Annotated in this window: 25 protein-coding genes; all 25 read left to right on the top strand. The window is 56.5% G+C overall.

Going from position 1 to position 19,370, the window contains the following annotated elements; all coding sequences use genetic code 11:
• Positions 1-9 precede the first annotated feature (9 nt).
• The 25 genes from PGS25_RS04590 to rpsM all read left to right on the top strand — a co-directional run bounded on the left by PGS25_RS04590 (position 10) and on the right by rpsM (position 19,361).
• On the top strand, positions 10-813 hold the full coding sequence (locus PGS25_RS04590) for a PHP domain-containing protein (RefSeq protein WP_270417830.1): 804 nt from the start codon (positions 10-12) through the stop codon (positions 811-813).
• A gap of 19 nt (positions 814-832) precedes the next feature.
• The gene (gene ispE / locus PGS25_RS04585; RefSeq protein WP_116704739.1) at positions 833-1,735 is read left to right on the top strand and encodes a 4-(cytidine 5'-diphospho)-2-C-methyl-D-erythritol kinase; all 903 of its coding nucleotides are present in this window, start codon (positions 833-835) and stop codon (positions 1,733-1,735) included.
• Positions 1,736-1,798: 63 nt separating this feature from the next.
• Positions 1,799-2,017: a hypothetical protein gene (locus PGS25_RS04580; protein ID WP_119214600.1), complete on the top strand. Its 219-nt coding sequence runs from the start codon at positions 1,799-1,801 to the stop codon at positions 2,015-2,017.
• A gap of 68 nt (positions 2,018-2,085) precedes the next feature.
• Positions 2,086-2,592, top strand: a complete 507-nt coding sequence (locus tag PGS25_RS04575) for a DUF4330 domain-containing protein (RefSeq protein WP_110435405.1) — start codon at positions 2,086-2,088, stop codon at positions 2,590-2,592.
• 5 nt (positions 2,593-2,597) lie between these two features.
• The gene (locus tag PGS25_RS04570; RefSeq protein WP_270417829.1) at positions 2,598-4,196 is read left to right on the top strand and encodes an O-antigen ligase family protein; all 1,599 of its coding nucleotides are present in this window, start codon (positions 2,598-2,600) and stop codon (positions 4,194-4,196) included.
• An 889-nt stretch (positions 4,197-5,085) separates the two neighbouring features.
• A complete protein-coding gene (locus PGS25_RS04565; RefSeq protein WP_270417828.1) occupies positions 5,086-5,979 on the top strand; it encodes a substrate-binding domain-containing protein in 894 nt (297 codons plus the stop codon).
• 66 nt (positions 5,980-6,045) lie between these two features.
• Entirely contained in the window at positions 6,046-6,912 is an 867-nt protein-coding gene (gene pstC, locus PGS25_RS04560) for a phosphate ABC transporter permease subunit PstC (protein WP_270417827.1), read from the top strand.
• A complete protein-coding gene (gene pstA / locus PGS25_RS04555; RefSeq protein WP_270417826.1) occupies positions 6,909-7,790 on the top strand; it encodes a phosphate ABC transporter permease PstA in 882 nt (293 codons plus the stop codon). The genes pstC and pstA overlap by 4 nt, the downstream gene beginning before the upstream one ends.
• A gap of 13 nt (positions 7,791-7,803) precedes the next feature.
• The gene (pstB, locus tag PGS25_RS04550; RefSeq protein ID WP_442865236.1) at positions 7,804-8,556 is read left to right on the top strand and encodes a phosphate ABC transporter ATP-binding protein PstB; all 753 of its coding nucleotides are present in this window, start codon (positions 7,804-7,806) and stop codon (positions 8,554-8,556) included.
• On the top strand, positions 8,556-9,224 hold the full coding sequence (gene phoU / locus PGS25_RS04545) for a phosphate signaling complex protein PhoU (protein ID WP_227109062.1): 669 nt from the start codon (positions 8,556-8,558) through the stop codon (positions 9,222-9,224). The genes pstB and phoU overlap by 1 nt, the downstream gene beginning before the upstream one ends.
• A 20-nt stretch (positions 9,225-9,244) precedes the next feature.
• A complete protein-coding gene (locus tag PGS25_RS04540) occupies positions 9,245-9,928 on the top strand; it encodes a winged helix-turn-helix domain-containing protein (protein WP_270417824.1) in 684 nt (227 codons plus the stop codon).
• A complete protein-coding gene (locus PGS25_RS04535; protein ID WP_270417823.1) occupies positions 9,925-11,574 on the top strand; it encodes a sensor histidine kinase in 1,650 nt (549 codons plus the stop codon). Before PGS25_RS04540 ends, PGS25_RS04535 begins: the two co-directional genes overlap by 4 nt.
• A gap of 1,098 nt (positions 11,575-12,672) precedes the next feature.
• Positions 12,673-13,071: a 30S ribosomal protein S8 gene (gene rpsH, locus PGS25_RS04530; RefSeq protein ID WP_110435396.1), complete on the top strand. Its 399-nt coding sequence runs from the start codon at positions 12,673-12,675 to the stop codon at positions 13,069-13,071.
• Between the two features lie 14 nt (positions 13,072-13,085).
• Positions 13,086-13,631, top strand: coding sequence for a 50S ribosomal protein L6 (gene rplF / locus PGS25_RS04525; protein ID WP_117489841.1), 546 nt, complete (start codon positions 13,086-13,088; stop codon positions 13,629-13,631).
• A 21-nt stretch (positions 13,632-13,652) separates the two neighbouring features.
• Entirely contained in the window at positions 13,653-14,012 is a 360-nt protein-coding gene (gene rplR / locus PGS25_RS04520; RefSeq protein ID WP_117489843.1) for a 50S ribosomal protein L18, read from the top strand.
• Between the two features lie 17 nt (positions 14,013-14,029).
• Positions 14,030-14,533 carry a 30S ribosomal protein S5 gene (gene rpsE / locus PGS25_RS04515; protein ID WP_054326956.1) on the top strand — a complete coding sequence of 168 codons (504 nt, stop codon included), beginning with the start codon at positions 14,030-14,032 and terminating at the stop codon, positions 14,531-14,533.
• 17 nt (positions 14,534-14,550) lie between these two features.
• The gene (gene rpmD / locus PGS25_RS04510; protein ID WP_110435393.1) at positions 14,551-14,733 is read left to right on the top strand and encodes a 50S ribosomal protein L30; all 183 of its coding nucleotides are present in this window, start codon (positions 14,551-14,553) and stop codon (positions 14,731-14,733) included.
• Between the two features lie 3 nt (positions 14,734-14,736).
• A complete protein-coding gene (gene rplO / locus PGS25_RS04505) occupies positions 14,737-15,177 on the top strand; it encodes a 50S ribosomal protein L15 (RefSeq protein WP_110435392.1) in 441 nt (146 codons plus the stop codon).
• A 1-nt stretch (position 15,178) separates the two neighbouring features.
• On the top strand, positions 15,179-16,480 hold the full coding sequence (secY, locus tag PGS25_RS04500) for a preprotein translocase subunit SecY (RefSeq protein WP_270417822.1): 1,302 nt from the start codon (positions 15,179-15,181) through the stop codon (positions 16,478-16,480).
• A gap of 19 nt (positions 16,481-16,499) precedes the next feature.
• On the top strand, positions 16,500-17,129 hold the full coding sequence (locus PGS25_RS04495; RefSeq protein WP_110435390.1) for an adenylate kinase: 630 nt from the start codon (positions 16,500-16,502) through the stop codon (positions 17,127-17,129).
• Between the two features lies 1 nt (position 17,130).
• Positions 17,131-17,895, top strand: coding sequence for a type I methionyl aminopeptidase (gene map, locus PGS25_RS04490; RefSeq protein WP_110435389.1), 765 nt, complete (start codon positions 17,131-17,133; stop codon positions 17,893-17,895).
• Entirely contained in the window at positions 17,895-18,173 is a 279-nt protein-coding gene (locus PGS25_RS04485) for a KOW domain-containing RNA-binding protein (protein ID WP_110435388.1), read from the top strand. Before map ends, PGS25_RS04485 begins: the two co-directional genes overlap by 1 nt.
• Before the next feature lie 19 nt (positions 18,174-18,192).
• The gene (gene infA, locus PGS25_RS04480) at positions 18,193-18,411 is read left to right on the top strand and encodes a translation initiation factor IF-1 (protein ID WP_110435387.1); all 219 of its coding nucleotides are present in this window, start codon (positions 18,193-18,195) and stop codon (positions 18,409-18,411) included.
• 104 nt (positions 18,412-18,515) lie between these two features.
• Positions 18,516-18,629 (top strand): 50S ribosomal protein L36, encoded by a 114-nt coding sequence (rpmJ, locus tag PGS25_RS04475; RefSeq protein ID WP_031472205.1) that lies wholly within the window; start codon positions 18,516-18,518, stop codon positions 18,627-18,629.
• A gap of 363 nt (positions 18,630-18,992) precedes the next feature.
• The gene (gene rpsM / locus PGS25_RS04470; protein WP_031472203.1) at positions 18,993-19,361 is read left to right on the top strand and encodes a 30S ribosomal protein S13; all 369 of its coding nucleotides are present in this window, start codon (positions 18,993-18,995) and stop codon (positions 19,359-19,361) included.
• Positions 19,362-19,370: the final 9 nt, after the last annotated feature.

Genomic DNA, 19,370 nt, shown 5'->3' with positions numbered 1-19,370 from the left:
GGAACGTCCATGCAGGTAGACCTGCATATGCACACCGGATATTCAGCTGACGCCCAGTATCCGCAGTCCATCGACGATAAAATTCACGCCTGCGAGCAGGCCGGACTGGATATCATCGGCATTACCGATCATCTGGATTTTCTGCGTTCGGGCGGCACGCGCGACAACCGTGATCCGGAAGCCTGTGCGCGCGAGGTATGGGAAAAGCGCCGTCCGGCAGGGAACGGCGGTATTGAGGTTCTGGCGGGTATGGAGATCGGTCAGCTGCATGCCACACCGGATGCGGACGATTTTGTCCGCACGCATCCGTTCGATATGGTCATCGGCTCACTGCATGCCATGCCGAACGATCTGGATATCTACTTTCACGACTTTCCCAATATGGACTGCGACAAGTTCCTGCACGAGTATTTCGATCAGCTGCTGCTGCTCGAGGAGCACGGCGGCTTTGATGTGCTGGCGCACATTGACTATCCGCTGCGTGTGATGAAGCACGGCGACTATATCCCGTCGTTTGACAATTATATGGACCGCGTCCAGCAGGTGCTGCGCTCGTGCATCGACCACGGCTATGCGCTTGAGCTGAATGCTGCCGGCATTGCGGGCTGGCAGAAAAAGGTCGGTCCACCGCAGGATATTCTGTACGAATACAAGCGCATGGGCGGCGAGCGCATCTCGATCGGCTCGGATTCGCACACGCTGGACACTGTGGCACGCGGCGTAGACGACTGCGTGAAGAATGCACTCGACGCAGGCTTTACCCACGTTACCGTGTTCCGAGAGCGCAAACCGGTGCAGATCGCACTGAAATAAATGTAGAGGCTGAAATAACATGTTTTTTGGAAGAAAGCAGGAAATTACACACGCGGATACGACCGTTCGTGCCCGTGCAAAGATCAACTTGACGCTCGACGTCACCGGACGGCGGGAGGACGGTTACCACACGGTGGAGATGGTCATGCAGTCGATCGCACTGCACGATACCGTGCGCGTTACCACCATTCACGGCGAGAAAAAGCCGCGCGGCATCGTGCTGAGCTGCAGCCTGCCGTTTCTGCCGACTGACGAGCGCAATCTGGCGTACCGTGCGGCGGAGCTGTTCTACAAGGAGACTGGCGCACTACTCGAAACCTGCGAGATTCATATCGAAAAGCGCATTCCGGTTGCGGCAGGTCTGGCAGGCGGCTCGACGGACGCGGCGGCTGTACTGCGTGCGCTCAACGCATTGCATACAGCCGGTCTGACCGACGACGAGCTGTGCGAGATGGGACTTAAACTGGGTGCCGATGTGCCGTTCTGCCTGCGCGGCGGCACCATGCTGGCGCAGGGCATCGGCGAGGAGCTGAGCCTGCTGCCCGATATGCCGCACTGCTGGGTCGTGCTGTGCAAGCCGCCGTTTGCGGTGCCGACCAAGGAGGTCTATCAGGAAATCGACAGCGTGGATATCCTCGAGCATCCGGACAACAAGGGTATGATGGCCGCACTCGATCAGGGAGATTACGAGGGCGTGTGCGCGTACCTGTCCAACGTGATGGAGACCGTTACGGCGGCAAAACGCCGTCAGATCGGCGAAATCAAGTCGTTTCTCGCAGAAAACGGTGCGGACGGTACGCTGATGAGCGGCTCCGGTCCGACCGTGTACGGCCTGTTCTCGGATGAGAGCCGCGCCAAAACGGCAGCGAAAATGCTGCGCCGCCGTTTCGCGGATACGTTTTTGACCGAAACCTGCAATTAAACGGTATAGAAAGCCGCCTTTCGGGCATACTGGGTACACCGGATGCAGAAAGGCGGTTTTGTTATGCAGAAACAGGATAGAAAGGCACTCGCGGCAGTGCTGACAGCGGTTTATGTGCTGTTCTGGTCGGCGTTTGCGCCGCAGAGTCCTCGTGCGGCATGGTGGTGTACGGCGTTTTCCATCACCTGCGAGGAGGCGGCAGGTGAGAGCAGAACAGGCAGCGACCGGGTGGAATTTCGGTCACTTCTGGCAGACTTGCTGCTTCACAAAGATAACACTTAACTTTTCAGTCGCTCTATGGTATAATGACACAGTGAAACACGAAATTCATTTGCCAACGGAGGAAATTTATGAAGATCATTAACGAAAAGGGCAAGCTGTTCGGCATCATCAATGTTGTCGATCTGCTGGTGCTGGTCGCTGCGATCGCTGTCGTAGCGGGTGTCGGCTACAAGCTGTTTGCCAAGCAGATCAAGGAGGTTGCGTCTCCGCAGGTCTCCCTGACGATGACCGTCCGCGTACGCGGTGCAACGCCGTTCCTGGTAAACGAGGTGCAGCGCAACAGTCAGGTAGGCAAGTCGCTGGTAAACGGCAACAGCTATGTCAATGCGCAGATCACCGATATGAAGATCGATGATTACAATCAGCAGGTTACCACCGCTGACGGCCGCATTGTAACGGCAACCGATCCGGAGAAGAAGGATCTGGTATTCACCATCACGACCAAGGTTTCCAAGGGCACGCCTGCACCGGCCATCGGTACGCAGGAGGTGCGCGCAGGCCGTACATTCATTGTAAAGACCAACGATTTTGAGACGACCGGCAACATTGATTCGGTCGATATTGCGGATAATTAAAGCCTATGAAAGCGTTATTTGAAAACAGTCTGTTCGTGCGGCTGCTGATGTGTCTGCGCGCATGGTACCACGAGGGCGCTATCGCGGGATTCTTTAACCGTATCCGACAGGCGTACCCAGGCGCGGTATTCTGCCGTCTGTGGAATAAATTCTGTGCGGCACCGATATGTACAGCGGCGAACAGCACCTATGCGCGGATTCTGGCAGCGCTGCGCCGGTTTGTCGAAAAACTGGGCGGAATTGCGGCAAACAGCCTGATCTACCGCATCTGCCTTGCCGTCTGGCGGCCGATCGAGCGTGTCGCAGGCGGCGGCCTGATCGGCAGAGCCTGCAGGTTCGTCGGCATGCGCGGTCTGCTGCTCATTTGTCTGGCGATGTATCTGCCGCTCGATTCCGCTGTCCGCTGGGTGTCGGACGCCGGCTATCTGCCGTCGTTTGTGGCGTCCGTGTGGGATGAGTGCCTGATGCTTGCTGCATTTGCGTACATCCTGTGGCACATGGCGATGAAGCGTGCGCCGCTCGGCTCGCGTGCTACGCCGGTGGATGCCTATCTGCTGCTGTTCATCGCGGTCGGCTTTTTCCTGATGTGTGCGGTTTCACCGAATACGCACATCGCGGTAGCGGGCTACCGTGCGGTTGTGGAGTACCTGTTCTGGTTCTTCCTTGTCACCCGCCTGATTGAAAACGACCGCGATTTCGCGGTATTCTACGGTGCGCTCGTCGCGATGGCGCTCTGCATTGCGGCGCACGGCATTTATCAGTATATCGTAGCCGCGCCGATCCCGTCGAGCTGGGTCTCCCAGACTGAGGCCAGCGTGCGTACGCGTGTATACTCGCTCACCGGCAGCCCGAATATCATGGGCAGTCTGCTGGTGCTGTTTGCCCCGATGGTGGCAGGACTTGCATATTACAGCAGTAAAATGTGGGTCAAGGTGCTGGCTATCTGCGCGACCGGCATGATGTGCCTGAGCTGCATTTTCACCTTTTCCAAGGGTGCTTGGGGCGGTCTGGCAGTAGCTGTTGTGATCTTCGCCATCTTTCTGGATCGTCGTTTGATCGCGCTGATGGGCGTGGCCGGTGTCGGTGCACTGCTGGCAATCCCGTCTATTGCGAACCGCATTACCTATCTGTTTACCGCGGATTACCTTGCGGCAAGCCGCCGTGCAGGTCGTGTTATTCGCTGGTCCAAGGGTCTTAAGCTGCTGCAGGAGAGCAATCCGGTGCTCGGCTTCGGCCTCGGCCGCTTCGGCGGCGCGGTTGCCATGCAGAACAAGGTCATCGAGGAGACCAAGGATTTCTCCTACTTCTACATGGATAACTATTATCTGAAAACGCTGGTCGAGATGGGTTATCTCGGTCTGGCGTTCTTTATCCTGCTGCTGTTCGGTCTGGTGCTGTGGAGCCTGCGCTCGATCGGTCGTACCGGCTACACCAAGGGCGACCGCACGCGCGTGCTGGCGGTTTCCATGTTCGCAGGCATGTGCGGCGTGCTGGTGCACTGCTACTTCGAGAATATCTTCGAGGTGCCGTATATGATGGCGTATTTCTGGAGCATGGCGGCAGCGGTTATGTACCTCGGGTACTTCCGAAAACGAAAAACCTGATTTTTTAGAGAACCTTCGTGAGAGGGTTCTCTTTTTTTCTCGGCACCGACTCAGCGGGGCACACGAACCGCGTTAGCGTGTTCGCCCCTAACGGGCGGGGAGTTTTCGCTTAACCTCAGCGAGGGGAGTACGCCGCCTGCGGACGGCGGGGACGTTGCGGCGCCCGCCGCGGGGGCAAAGAGGAAGGGACACCTGCGGTTTCCCTTCCTCTTTGAACTCCTACCTTTCCCTTGTTGGGATAGCTTGGGTGCAGATGGTAGACTGCGTAAGCAGGAAAAGGACGCGGCAGTCGGGTTACTCTTGCGTGTCTTTCTCCGCCTTTTCGCAGTTCACAGACAGCGTACTGCTACACAGACGGTTTACTCTACGCAGAGCGCGGCATACCCGTGTCGCGCAACATTTTTACCTGTGCAGATTATCCAAATCCTGCGGTTATAGCTGATTTGCACTCGCAAACGGTTTGCGCGGCACTGTCATGCCGCGCCTGCTGGAAGTAGCCGACCTGTGCAGCAGAACACTATCCGACCCTGCGAACAGGTTGCGAAAAACACGGAAGAAAAAATCCTCTGCCGTACCCCTGTTTCGCAGCGGTCACATGTAGGTAATCTGCGCCAGATTAGGAAGCAAGGGAAAGGTAGAAGTTCAAAGAGGAAGGAAAACCGCAGGTTGTCCTTCCTTTTTGCCCCCGCGGCGGGCGCCGCACGTTCCTGCGCTCCGCAGAGCGCAACTCCCGCTGAATCGCAGGCGAAAACCTCGATTTAACATAGATTTTACTCGAAAACACACACTTTACTTAAACTTAACGAACTCTCGCTTTTGCATTTTACAAAACTTCCGTAAGATAATCTTGTAACAAAAAACGAAGACGAATGTAAAAGGAGAACAAATTATGAAAAAGAGCATTTCCATGCTTCTGGCAGCACTGATGCTGACCGGTGCACTGAGCGGCTGCGGCGGCAGCTCCTCTTCCGATTCCCGGGCAAGCGGTAATGACAGCGGCGTATCCGGTGCGATCACCGTTATCTCACGTGAGGATGGTTCCGGTACGCGCGGCGCGTTCATCGAACTGACTGGTGTAGAGGAGAAGAACGACGCAGGCGAGAAGATCGACAATACCACCGCGGATGCCGAGATCGCCAACAAGACCGATGTTGTGCTGACCAGCGTAGCAGGCAACGAGAAGGCTATCGGCTACATTTCCCTCGGTGCGCTGAACGACACCGTAAAGGCTGTCAAGGTAGACGGCGCAGAAGCTACCGTAGATAACGTAAAGGCAGGCACCTACAAGCTGTCCCGTCCGTTCAATATTGCAACCAAGGGCGAGCCGACCGGCGTAGCCAAGGATTTTATCAACTTCATCCTCTCCAAGGAAGGTCAGGCTGTTGTAACCGATAACAAGTACATCGCTGTTGACGACAATGCAGCAGCCTTTACTTCCGACGGTTCCTCCGGACAGATCGCAGTCGGCGGTTCCTCCTCGGTATCCCCGGTTATGGAGAAGCTGATCGAGGCGTACAAGGCTGTAAACCCGAACGCAAGTATCGACCTGCAGACCTCTGACTCCACCTCCGGCATGACCGGCACGATGGACGGCACCTTTGCCATCGGCATGGCATCCCGCGAGCTGAAGGACGACGAGGCTGCACAGCTTACCGGCACCGCCATCGCACTTGACGGCATCGCAGTAGTCGTAAACCCGGCGAACACCATTGACGACCTGTCTATGGATCAGATCAAGGGTATCTATGTCGGCGACATCACCGACTGGGGCGACCTCGCGTAAGCGAATTCACAGACTGATAAAACAGGGCGAAGCGATTCGCCCTGTGCCTGTATAGGAGATAGATTTATGAAAAAACTTCGGGAAAACCTGATGCACATGGTATTTTTTCTCTGTGCGCTGACCTCCATCTTTGCGGTGGTGCTCATCTGTATTTTCCTGTTTGCGAACGGTGTGCCTGCCATGAAGGAGATTGGCCTGCTGGACTTCCTCACAGGCGCGAAGTGGAAGCCGGGCAACGACATTTACGGCATCCTGCCGATGATCCTCGGCAGCCTGTACATCACCGCCGGTGCGATCGTTATCGGCGTGCCGATCGGTCTGCTGACCGCGGTATTCATGGCATTCTACTGCCAGAAAAAGCTGTACGGTCTGCTCAAGCCGTGCACCGAACTGCTGGCCGGTATTCCGTCCATCGTATACGGCTTCTTCGGCATGGTCATTATCGTACCGGCAGTCCGTGCGGTGGCAGGCGTGTTCGGCGCGGATATCTCCGGCTCATCCATTCTGGCGGCGTCCATCCTGCTCGGCATTATGATTCTGCCGACCATCATCGGCGTGTCCGAAGCGGCGCTGCGTGCGGTTCCGATGAGCTACTACGAGGGCGCTGTCGCCATGGGCGCACGGCATGAGCGTGCCATATTCACGGTTATGGTACCGGCTGCCAAGTCCGGCGTGCTGGCTGGCATCGTGCTCGGCATCGGCCGCGCCATCGGCGAGACCATGGCGGTTATCATGGTAGCGGGCAACCAGCCGCGGCTGACCGGCAGTATGCTCAAGGGCATTCGCACCATGACGGCAAACATCGTGCTCGAAATGGGCTACGCCACCGGCCTGCACCGTGAGGCGCTTATTGCGACCGGTGTTGTGCTGTTCGTATTCATTCTGCTCATCAATCTGGCATTCTCGGTTCTCAAAAGGAGGAAGAAAGCATGACAAGAGAAGCTGTCTCTGCTGCAAAACCGGCAGTGCGCGTACAGGCAAAGACCGGAAAGGTGCACGGCGCCGCATCTGCGGCTGTGCTCAAGGGTCTGGTGTACGGCGCGGCTGTGCTGACCTTTGCGGTGCTGCTGTTCCTGCTCGGCTATATTCTGGTGACGGGCATTCCGCATCTCAAGCCGTCGCTGTTTCAGTGGAATTATACCTCTGAGAACGTCTCGATGATGCCTGCCATCCTCGCTACGGTTGAAACGACCGCGCTGGCACTGTTGCTGGCCGTGCCGCTCGGCCTGTTCACCGCCGTGTACCTGAATGAGTACGCCAAGCGCGGCAACAAGCTGGTAAACGTCATCCGCATCACGACCGAGACGCTTTCCGGCATTCCGTCCATTGTGTACGGCCTGTTCGGCATGCTGTTCTTCGTCACCAGGCTGCACTGGGGATACTCGCTGCTGGCCGGTGCGATGACGCTGGCGATCATGATCCTGCCGCTCATCATGCGTACCGCTGAGGAAGCACTGATAGCGGTTCCGGATTCCTACCGCGAAGGCTCGTTCGGTCTGGGCGCCGGACGTCTGCGCACGGTATTCCGCATCGTGCTGCCTGCTGCGGGTCCCGGCATTCTGTCCGGTGTTATCCTTGGTATCGGCCGCATTGTCGGTGAGACCGCGGCGCTCATTTTTACCGCAGGCACTATGGCCCAGATTCCCGATCTGTTCCAGTCCGGCCGTACGCTGGCCATCCACATGTATGTGCTCTCGGGTGAGGCGCTGCACATGAACGAGGCAAATGCTACCGCAGTCGTTCTGCTGCTGGTGGTCCTGCTGATGAATACGCTTTCCGCTCTGGCAGCGAAAAAGCTGACCAAGAAGTAAATGGAGAATGAACATGGAAAATAAGATCGAAATTCACAATATGAATCTGCATTACGGTGATTTTCACGCCCTGTACGATATCAATCTGGATATCAAGGAGAAGGAGATCACTGCATTCATTGGACCGTCCGGCTGCGGCAAATCTACGCTGCTGCGTTCGCTCAACCGCATGAACGATCTGGTGGAAAACTGCCGTATCACGGGCGACATCATGCTTGACGGTCAGGATATCTACAAGAACTGTGACGTCAATCTGCTGCGCCGCCGTGTCGGCATGGTATTCCAGAAGCCGAATCCGTTCCCGATGTCGATTTATGATAACATCGCCTATGGTCCGCGCACGCACGGCATCAAGAGCCGTGTGCAGCTTGACGAGATCGTCGAGACTTCGCTCAAGCGTGCCGCTATCTGGGAGGAGACCAAGGATAACCTCAAAAAATCCGCGCTGTCCATGTCCGGCGGTCAGCAGCAGCGTATCTGCATCGCGCGTGCGCTTGCCGCAGACCCGGAGGTGCTGCTGATGGACGAGCCGACCTCTGCGCTTGATCCGATCTCCACCGCGAAGATCGAGGACCTTGTGCTCGAGCTCAAAAAGGATTATACTATCGTTATGGTAACGCATAATATGCAGCAGGCCACCCGTGTTTCGGATACGACCGCATTCTTCCTGCTTGGCGACATGATCGAAGTGGATGACACCGAAAAGCTGTTCTCCATGCCGTCGGACAAGCGCACGGAAGACTACATTACGGGGAGGTTCGGCTAATGAGAAACCGTTTTGACAATCAGCTTGCGGAGATGAACAATGAGCTGATCTCGATGGGAGCACTGTGCGAAAACGCAATCGCCAGTGCGGTAAAGGCTCTGCTTGAGGGCGATATCAAGCTGGCGGCGGCCGCCATCCGCATCGATCAGGAGATCGACCGCAAAGAACGCGAAATCGAGTCCATGTGCCTCAAGCTGCTGCTGCAGCAGCAGCCGGTGGCAAGCGATCTGCGTCTGATCTCTTCCGTGCTGAAAATGATCACGGATATCGAGCGTATCGGCGATCAGGCAAGCGATATTGCGGAGATTGTAACGTATCTGTCCGGTGCGTGCGGTCACAACACGCATATCGACCAGATGGCGCAGGCAACCATTAAAATGGTGACCAACAGCCTGGATGCGTTTGTCCGCCGTGACCTGACCCTTGCATGGAGCGTTATTGAATATGATGATGTGGTAGACCGCCTGTTCGACGAGTGCAAGAGCGACCTTATCGCGGAGATCGCGCAGAACCCGGAGGACGGCGAGCGCGTACTCGATGTGCTGATGATCGCCAAGTATCTGGAGCGTATCGGCGACCACGCGACCAATATTGCCGAATGGGTGGAGTTTTCCATCACCGGCTCGCATAAAAGCGCAATGCACGGCGCGGAAGCGGCGGCGCGCTGACAGAAATCGGAGTGTAACATATGATATACTGTGTGGAAGATGATGCGGGTATCCGCGAACTGGTGGTGTACACGCTGCGCAACACCGGTTTTGAGGCTGACGGCTTCGAGGACGGTGCGGCGCTGACGGCTGCTCTGAAAAAATGCAAGCCGCAGCTGATTCTGCTGGATATCATGCTGCCCGGCGAGGACGGCATCACCATTCTGCGTCGTCTGCGCGCAGCGCCGGATACGGCGAAGATTCCGGTCATTCTGCTGACTGCGAAAAACACGGAGTACGACAAGGTAGTCGGTCTGGACACCGGTGCGGATGATTACATTCCCAAGCCGTTCGGCATGATGGAGCTGATTGCGCGCATTCGTGCGGTCCTGCGCCGCACCGAGGATATGCAGGACAAGGATGAGCCGCGTCCGCTGGTAGCCGGCGGCATCTGTGTGGATGAGCGGGCCCACACCGTATTCGTTAACGAGCAGGAGGTGCAGCTGACGCTCAAGGAGTACCAGCTGCTGTGCCTGCTGATGAAAAACCGCGGTGCTGTGCTCACGCGCGATGTGCTGCTCGAGAATATCTGGGGCTATAATAATGAAGGCGAAACCCGCACGGTCGATGTGCATATCCGCACGCTGCGGCAAAAGCTGGGCGCAGACGGTGCGCTGATCGAAACTGTCCGCGGTGTCGGCTACCGCATGGGAGAGCACACATGAGAAAGCGCGTATTCGGCAGCATTTTTCTCACGTCGCTTGTCACGCTGCTGCTGACGACCGGGCTGCTGCTGCTGGCAGTTCACGCCGGTCTGACCAATGACATGCGGCAGCGGCTGGTGACGGAGAGCAGCTACCTGTCTGCGGTGGATAATATCGGGGAGAAGCTGGAGAAGTTCGGCTCGGTGTACGCCGACCGTTTGACGCTGGTCGAGCAGGACGGCACGGTGCTGTACGACAATCGCACGAATGCCTCCGAGATGGAGAACCACGCCGTCCGTCCGGAGATTGCGGCGGCAGAGCAGAACGGCACGGGCGAGGACAACCGTCTGTCCGAAACTTTCGCTGAGCAGACGTTTTATTACGCGGTCCGTCTGAAAAACGGCGATATTCTGCGCATTTCCGCAACTGCGGACAGCGTGTTCGGTGCACTGTCGAATGCGTCACCGTGGATTGTGCTGATCATCCTGCTGACGCTGCTGGTTGCAGCTGTGCTGGCAGGCTGGCTGACCGGTCTGTTCCTCAAGCCGATCGAAGCACTCGACTTGCATGATCCGATGAAGGGCAAAGCCTATGACGAGCTGTCGCCGCTGCTGCACCGTATGGACAAGCAGAACCGCAAAATTCAGGCGCAGATGGACGAGCTGCAGCGCCGTCAGGCTGAGTTTGACGACATTACGGCTCGTATGGATGAAGGTCTGGTGCTGTTTTCCGGCAAGGGCATGATTCTGTTCGCCAATCACGCTGCGCGGGCGCTGTTTCCGCATGACAGTGCGGAAGGCAGCTATCTGACGCTGTGCCGCGATGCGAATTACATTCAGGTGGTCGAGCAGGCGCTCGACGGCAAAGGCGCGCGCGGAAAACTCGAGCGGAACGGCCGCATTTATGAACTTACGGCAAGCTCGGTGGAGGAGAACAGCGCATGGCACGCCGCCGTGCTGCTGATCGTGGATATTACCGAGCGCGAGCGTGCCGAGCAGCAGCGGCAGGAATTTACCGCCAACGTGTCACACGAGCTGAAAACGCCGCTGACCAGCATCATGGGCTACGCGGAGATCATCGCGGGCGGCATTGCCAAGCCGGAGGACGTGGCGCCGTTTGCGGGCAAGATCCGCACGGAAGCGCAGCGGCTGCTGGCGCTCATCGAGGATATCATTCATCTGTCCCGGCTGGATGAAGGCGGAGAAACGGTGTCCTTTGAGCCGGTGGAGCTGTCCGCACTCTGTGATACTGTGCGCGACCGCCTGCAGAGCAAGGCAGCAGGCAAGGGCATCGCGCTGCGCATCGAGGGAGAACCGGCTGCGGTTTCCGGTCAGCGCCGCACGCTTGAGCAGATGATCTTCAATCTAACGGATAACGCCATCAATTATAATAAGCCGCAGGGCAGAGTGACGCTTGTGACCGGCACAGAGAACGGCCGGCCGTTCGTGCAGGTGGCGGATACCGGCATCGGTATCGCGCCGGCAGACCAGCAGCGCGTGTTTGAGCGGTTCTACCGCGTGGATAAGAGCCACAGCAAGATGACCGGCGGCACCGGACTGGGGCTTTCAATTGTCAAGCATGGTGCGGCACTGCATCGTGCGGAGGTTGAGCTGAAGAGTGTACTCGGCGAGGGGACTTGCATTACTTTGCGGTTTCCTAAAGAATGATGAATGGGTGCTAACCCTTAGCTGGGGGTCCAAAAGGATAGACACCAAGGTTTCTATCCTCTTGGGACTCCAGTTTCCTTTATTTCTTAACTCGGCGAAAATCGGAGAGCGGCGACCGCTTCGAAAATAAGAGTACGGCAGAGGATTTTTTCTTCCGTGTCTTTCTCAACCGATTCGCAGTGTCAGATAACGTACTGCTACACATACGGTTAAATCTACGCAGGCGCAACATGACCGTGTTGTGCAATTCGTTAATCTGGAGTTTGCGCACGGCACCTACGGATTAGGCGTTTGGTACAAGTTATTTTCGCAGGCCCTGTCTGTAACAACGCGCTCACGAATTGTGCGGCACTATTGTGCCGCACCCAGCGTAGATTTTCTGGTCTGTGTAGCAGAATGGTATCTGATACTGCGGATATGCGGATACATGGCGCACGAAGTGCGACCATGCGGAAGAAAAGATCCTCTGCCGTTCCTTTATAGTCTCAGCTCTGCAAATTTCGCCGTGCTAAATAGGAAGAAGGATGATTCACAAGAAGGAGGGAACCTTGGTTCTCTCCTTCTTGTGCCCCTGCCGGGCAGGCAAGTTCCGTTCGCCTCGCAGGCGAAATCCCATCGAAAAAGAAATCTCAAAAAAATAAGAAATTTTGAAAAAAACACTTGCGCGATACACCCGGTGTAGTGTATACTAATTACAGTTGCGCAAATGCGTAACCGAATTGCCGCGCAAAGGAGTTTCTCCTGCGCACGCCCATCGGCCATCAACCGGATTTTCCCGGCGTGGTCCCTGGTGCGGTCCAAAAACGGCCGACCTGCCGTTATACCGGGTAATCAAGCAATTTGACTGCAAAACAGGCTAAAACTGCGTAAAAATCAGCACTTTTTCCGATTGCAGCCATTGGTTTCTCGTGCTATAATTAACGCTGGTCTGGTTGAGTACTGGACCGGCGATTTTTTATCCCCGCCGCTGTCCGTGGAAGGGCCACGAACAGTGTAAAGAAAAGTGGAGGGCAAACAGACAAATCAGAACCGGATTAACCCACCGGCGCTCGATTGCTGCACTACCCCCAAACTTCTTATATTAAAGGAGAGCATTTTATGCAGATCACTGATCCTATCGCGGATATGCTGACTCGTATCCGCAACGCTGGCAATGCTCGTCATGCCAGTGTGGATGTACCCGCATCCAAGATGAAGAAGGCTATTGCCCAGATCCTGCTCGACGAAGGCTACATCAAGTCTTTCGAGGTTGTAGAGGGCAACACCCAGGGCATTATCCGCATCGCACTGAAGTACGTTGATAACCGCCAGAAGGCTATCACCGGCATCAAGCGTGTGTCCAAGCCGGGCCTGCGTGTATACGCTGGCGCACAGGAGCTGCCGAAGGTACTCCGCGGCCTTGGTATTGCCATCGTTTCCACTTCCAGAGGCGTCATGACCGACAAGAAGGCTCGCGAGCTGAACGTCGGCGGTGAAGTTCTCGCATTTGTATGGTAAGGGAGGTATAAACAATGTCTCGTATTGGTAGAATGCCGATTGCCATCCCGGCCGGCGTTGAAGTCAAGATTGACGGCAGCGTTGTTACCGTGAAGGGCGCTAAGGCAACCCTTACCCGCGAATTTCATCCGAACATGACCATCGCGGTAGAGGGCAACGAAATCCTCGTAACCCGTCCGAACGACGACAAGCACAACCGCGCACTGCACGGCCTCACCCGCAGCCTGGTTCACAACATGGTTGTTGGTGTTACCGATGGCTTCAAGAAGGAGCTGAGCGTTCAGGGCGTTGGTTACCGTGTCGCTAAGCAGGGCAAGGATCTGGTTATGAACCTCGGTTACTCGCATCAGGTTACCATGAGCGAGGTAGAGGGCATCACGATCGACGTTCCGAACCCGAACACGATCATCATCTCCGGTCCTGACAAGCAGAAGGTTGGCCAGTTTGCAGCGGAAGTCCGCGAGAAGCGTCCGCCGGAACCCTATAAGGGCAAGGGCATTCGCTACGCTGATGAGTATGTCCGCCGCAAGGAAGGCAAGACCGGCGCTAAGAAGAAGTAAGGAAAGGAGAGGCGAAAATAAATGGTTTCGAAGAAGGATTCCAACAAGGCGCGCCTTCAGCGCCACAAGCGCGTACGCGCTAAGATCAGCGGCACCGCTGAGCGTCCCCGTCTGGACGTATTCCGTTCTGCAAAGAACATCTATGCACAGGTTATTGACGATGTAGCCGGTGTAACCCTCGTATCCGCCTCGACTGCAGAGAAGAGCTTTACCGAGTACGGCGGCAACAAGGAAGCAGCCAAGAAGATTGGTCAGATCGTTGCCGAGCGCTGCAAGGCTAAGGGCATTGAGGCTGTCGTGTTTGACCGCGGCGGCTATGTGTTCCACGGCCGCGTGAAGGAGCTCGCAGATGGCGCCCGTGAGGGCGGCCTGCAGTTTTAATCGGGAGGAGGTAAAACATGGCTCAGTTTAACAGAAACGATAAGCGTGAGGACGAGTTCTCCGAGAACGTCGTAGCGCTGAACCGCGTTGCCAAGACCGTCAAGGGCGGCCGAATCTTCAAGTTCGCAGCTCTGGTCGTAGTAGGCGACGGCAAGGGTACCGTTGGTTTCGGCCTCGGCAAGGCTTCCGAGGTTCCGGACGCTATCCGCAAGGGCATCGAGGACGCCAAGAAGAACCTCGTTAAGATTTCTCTGAAGGGCACCACCATCCCGCACGAGGTTATCGGCGAGTTCGGTGCAGGCCGCGTTCTGCTCAAGCCTGCTGCTCCCGGTACCGGCGTTATCGCCGGCGGCGCTGTTCGTGCAGTAGTTGAGGCTGCCGGCATCAAGGACATCCGTACTAAGTGCCTGCGTTCCAACAACCCGCAGAACGTTGTTACCGCAACGATGGAAGGCCTGAAGAGCCTGCGCGACGCAGCTCAGGTAGCTGCTGTACGCGGCAAAGCCGTAGAAGAACTGTAAGAAAGGGGTAACTGACAATGGCTAACATGAAGATTACCCTGAAAAAGAGCCTGGCTGGTCGCTTGGAGAAGCACATCGCAACGGCTCATTCTTTGGGGCTTAAGAAGATCAATGACGTAACCGTTCAGCCGGACAACGCGCAGACGCGCGGCAAGGTAAAGCAGATCGGTTACCTGCTCGAAATCGTAGAGGAGGCGTAACCCATGAAGCTGCATGAATTGACGCCTGCCGCAGGCGCTACCAAGCCGGCATACCGTAAGGGCCGCGGCGCTGGTTCCGGCAATGGCAAGACCGCAGGTCGCGGTCACAAGGGCCAGTGGGCCCGTTCCGGCGGCGGTGTCCGTCCGGGCTTTGAAGGCGGCCAGATGCCTCTGGCACGTCGTCTGCCGAAGCGTGGTTTCCACAACATTTTCGGCACCACTTACGCACCGGTCAATGTTTCCGCACTGGAGAAGTTTGAAGACGGCGCTGAGGTAACTGCAGAGATCCTCTGCAATGCCGGCATCGTTAAGAATGCTCTCGACGGCATCAAGATCCTCGGCACCGGCACGCTGACCAAGAAGCTGACCGTTAAGGCAGCTGCTTTCTCGGCTTCCGCAAAGGAGAAGATCGAAGCCGCAGGCGGAAAGGCCGAGGTGGTTTAAGGTGTTTCAAACCCTTAAAAACGCCTGGTCTATGCCCGAACTGCGCAAGAAGATGCTGTACACTCTGTTCATCATCCTGATCTTCCGCTTTGGTTCGTGCATTCCGGTTCCGTTTATTGATACCGCGCTCCTGTCTCAGTACTTTGAGCAGGCATCGGTAAACGGTTCGATGCTTGGTTATCTGGATATGTTCACCGGCGGTGGTCTGTCTCGTGCGACCATCTTCGCAATGTCCATTACCCCGTATATCAACGCATCCATCATCCTTCAGCTGCTGACTGTTGCCATCCCCGCTCTTGAGCGCATGGTAAAGGACGGCGGCGAGGAAGGCCGTGAGAAGATTGCAAGCTGGACCCGTTACCTCGGCGTTCTGCTCGGTCTGCTCCAGGGCCTGTCCTACTACGCACTGCTCCGCAACGGTTTCGGCGGCAAGACTATGCTGTCTAACACCGGCGCGCTTGCAGCCGTAACCATTATTGTAACTTTCACCGCAGGCACCGCGCTGATCATGTGGATGGGTGAGCACATCACCCAGAAGGGTATCGGCAACGGCATTTCGATCATCCTGTTCGCAGGTATCGTTTCCCGCGGTCCGTCGCTCATGCGTACGCTGGTTAACCTGTTCCAGACCGGCACGAGCGGCATCGTTTCCGGCATTGTAATGATTATCGTCGGTCTTGCGATCGTTGTATTCATCGTTTATATGTCGAACGCAGAGCGCCGCATCCCGGTTCAGTACGCAAAGCGCGTAGTTGGCCGCAAGATGTACGGCGGTCAGTCCACCCACCTGCCGATCAAGGTCAATGCGTCCGGCGTTATGCCGATCATCTTCGCATCGTCCATCCTGTCCCTGCCGCAGACCATTTCGATGTTCTGGCACCCAGAGAGCGGCTCGGTTGGTGCGCATATTCTTAACCTGTTCTCTCAGACCAGCGTGTTCTACATTGTACTGTACGCACTGCTGATCCTCGCATTTGCATACTTCTATGCATCCATCCAGTTCAACCCGATCGAGATCGCCAACAACCTGAAGAAGAACGGCGGCTTCATCCCGGGCTTCCGTCCCGGCAAGCCGACCAGCGACTTCATCACCAAGGCACTCGGCAAGGTCACCTTCGTTGGTGCGCTGTTCCTCGCTGTTGTAGCACTGCTCCCGCTGATCGTAGGCGCAGTAAACTCCAGCCTGAGCAACGTAGCACTGGGCGGCACCTCGGTTATCATCGTAGTAGGCGTTGCGCTTGATACGGTGAAGCAGATGGAAGCACAGATGCTGATGCGTCATCATAAGGGATTCCTGGAATAATTCTGGAGGCTGTGTTCAAATGAATTTAATTCTGCTGGGCGCTCCGGGCGCCGGTAAGGGCACGCTTGCTTCTTACCTGATCGAGCAGATGGGTGTACCGAGCATTTCCACCGGCAACATCCTGCGCGAAGCGATTAAGAACAATACTCCGCTCGGCCAGTCCGCTAAGGAGTATATGGATGCCGGCAAGCTGGTACCCGATGAAGTGGTTATCGGCATGCTGAAGGAGCGTATCGCTAAGCGCGACTGCAAGAGCGGTTTCATCCTCGACGGTTTTCCGCGTACGATTCCGCAGGCGGAAGCACTCGACGAGATTGCTCACATCGACTGCGCTCTGTCCCTTGAGGTTGCAGACGACGTCATCGAAAAGCGCATGACCGGCCGCCGTGTCTGCCTGCGCTGCGGTGCAACCTATCACGTTGAGGCAAATCCGCCGCGCGTGAAGGACGTTTGCGACATCTGCGGCGATAAGCTGGTCATCCGCAGCGATGATCAGGCTGAGGTCGTTCGTCATCGTCTTGAAACCTACCATGAGCAGACTGAGCCGCTCAAGGGCTACTATGAAGCCCAGGGCAAGCTCAAGAGCATCGATGGTGCGCAGGGCATCACCGCTACCGAAAAGTTTGCAGTAGAGGCGCTGGGTCTGTAATATGATTCATATCAAGACGGAAAAAGAGCTTGAAAAAATGCGTGTTGCCGGACGCCTTACCGCTATTGCGCGTAAGGCGGCGGCAGACGCCGTAAAGCCGGGTGTTACCACCTGGGAGATCGACCGCATCGTCCGCAAGACGATTGAGGATGCCGGCGCCAAGCCGTCCTTCCTCGGCTACGGCGGTTTCCCGGGCAGCGCCTGCGTATCGCTGAATGACCAGGTCATCCACGGTATTCCTTCCAAGCATGCAGTTGTCAAGGAAGGCGATATCGTTAAGGTTGATGTTGGTGCATACATCGGCGGTTTCCACGGCGACTGCGCCTGCACGGTTCCGTGCGGTGAGGTAAGCGAAGAGGCAAAAAAGCTGATCGCTGTAACACGTCAGAGCTTCTTTGAAGGCATTAAATTTGCCCGTGAGGGCTACCGCGTATCGGATATCGGCGCAGCCGTTCAGGCATACGTCGAGGCCAACGGCTTTTCTGTCGTGCGCGACTACGTCGGTCACGGCGTAGGCGCTGCGCTGCACGAGAGCCCGGAGGTTCCGAACTACGGCAAACCGGGCCACGGCATTCGCCTGCAGCGCGGTATGGTCATCGCGGTAGAGCCGATGGTCAATGTGGGTGTTTACACGGTCAAGGTCCTGCCGGATGGCTGGACGGTTAAGACCAGGGACGGCAAGCTGTCCGCTCACTACGAAAACACCATCGCTATTACGGATGGAGAGCCGGAGATTCTTACGAATATCGACGGCGAAGTGCTGTAATGGCAGAGATTCGTACCGCCGACATTGTGCTGTCGCTGACCGGAAGGGACAGAGGACAGCTGATGCTGGTCGTCGCAGAGGAGGGGGATTTTCTTCTGCTGGCGAACGGACGTGCGCGCCGGGCCGAAAACCCGAAGCGCAAGCGCCGCAAGCATGTGAGCCTGCAGGGCCCATGCGACGAGCGCACACGGCTTAAGCTACAAAGCGAAAGCCGGCTGACAAACAGCGAGATCCGCAAGGCGCTCGCCCTCTGGACAGGGGACGAGAACGCAAATTGACCGAGGAGGATAAACCACAATGGCAAAAGATGATGTGATTGAGCTCGAGGGTACCGTCGTAGAGGCGCTGCCCAATGCAATGTTTCAGGTAGAGCTTCCCAACGGCCATAAGATTCTGGCGCATATCTCGGGCAAGCTCCGTATGAACTTTATCCGCATTCTTCCCGGCGACAAGGTCACCGTTCAGATGTCGCCTTACGACCTGACCCGCGGTCGTATCACTTGGCGTTCCAAGTAAGATAAAAAGCGGGCGGAGGTACGCATGTGACCTGCGCGCCAGTGGTCGCCGGACAGGTTTCCGGTGTCCCATCCCACCAAAAAATTTGATGGAGGTAAAATAACATGAAGGTAAGACCGTCTGTAAAGCCGATCTGCGAGAAGTGCAAGATCATTCGCCGTAAGGGCAAGGTTATGGTTATCTGCCAGAACCCGAAGCACAAGCAGAAGCAGGGCTAATCTGCGCCTGACCGCCTGATACTTCGTTACGGACTCGTTTGCGTACCTTTGTACGCGGCGCTCGTCCGTGCCTCGTCTCAGACGATCATGCTTGATTATCCCAGTGCAATTTATTTGCACTGGATACCGAAATGACGTCGCCCTAGGCGGCTGAGTCAAGGTATAAAAACCCACGCACATGTCGCGGGTTTTTATGATGACTGTTCAGCAGTCATCGAATAAATGCGCACCCAGGGGTGCGGATCATGGTTTACGCGAGCACGACAAGCACGCACGGCGAGTGCGGCGCTGCAGGAGCGGAGGCGGCTCCTATACTGTGTTTGCAAACACGCCTCAGTGTGTAACTATGGAGGTTATAATAGTATGGCACGTATTGCCGGTGTTGACCTTCCCCGCGAGAAGCGCGTGGAGATCGGCCTGACCTACGTTTTCGGCATTGGCCGCAAAACGTCCAACGAGATCCTTGCTAAGACCGGTATCAATCCGGATACCCGCGTTAAGGACCTGACCGAAGAAGAGGCTGCTAAGCTGCGTGAAGTCATCGAGCGCGACTACAACGTCGAGGGTGACCTGCGCCGTGAGATCGGCCTGAATATCAAGCGTCTGGTTGAGATTGGCTGCTACCGCGGCCTGCGCCATCGCCGCGGCCTGCCGGTTCGCGGTCAGCGCACCAAGACCAATGCTCGTACCCGCAAGGGCCCGAAGAAGACCATTGCGAACAAGAAGAAGTAAGGAGGGGAA

The sequence above is a fragment of the Butyricicoccus sp. AM78-15b2TA genome (genome assembly GCF_027665985.1).
GTDB classification, from domain to species: domain Bacteria; phylum Bacillota; class Clostridia; order Oscillospirales; family Butyricicoccaceae; genus Agathobaculum; species Agathobaculum butyriciproducens.
The sequence above is the reverse complement of the archived record's forward strand: the minus strand, read 5'-3'. Positions and strand labels throughout refer to the sequence as shown.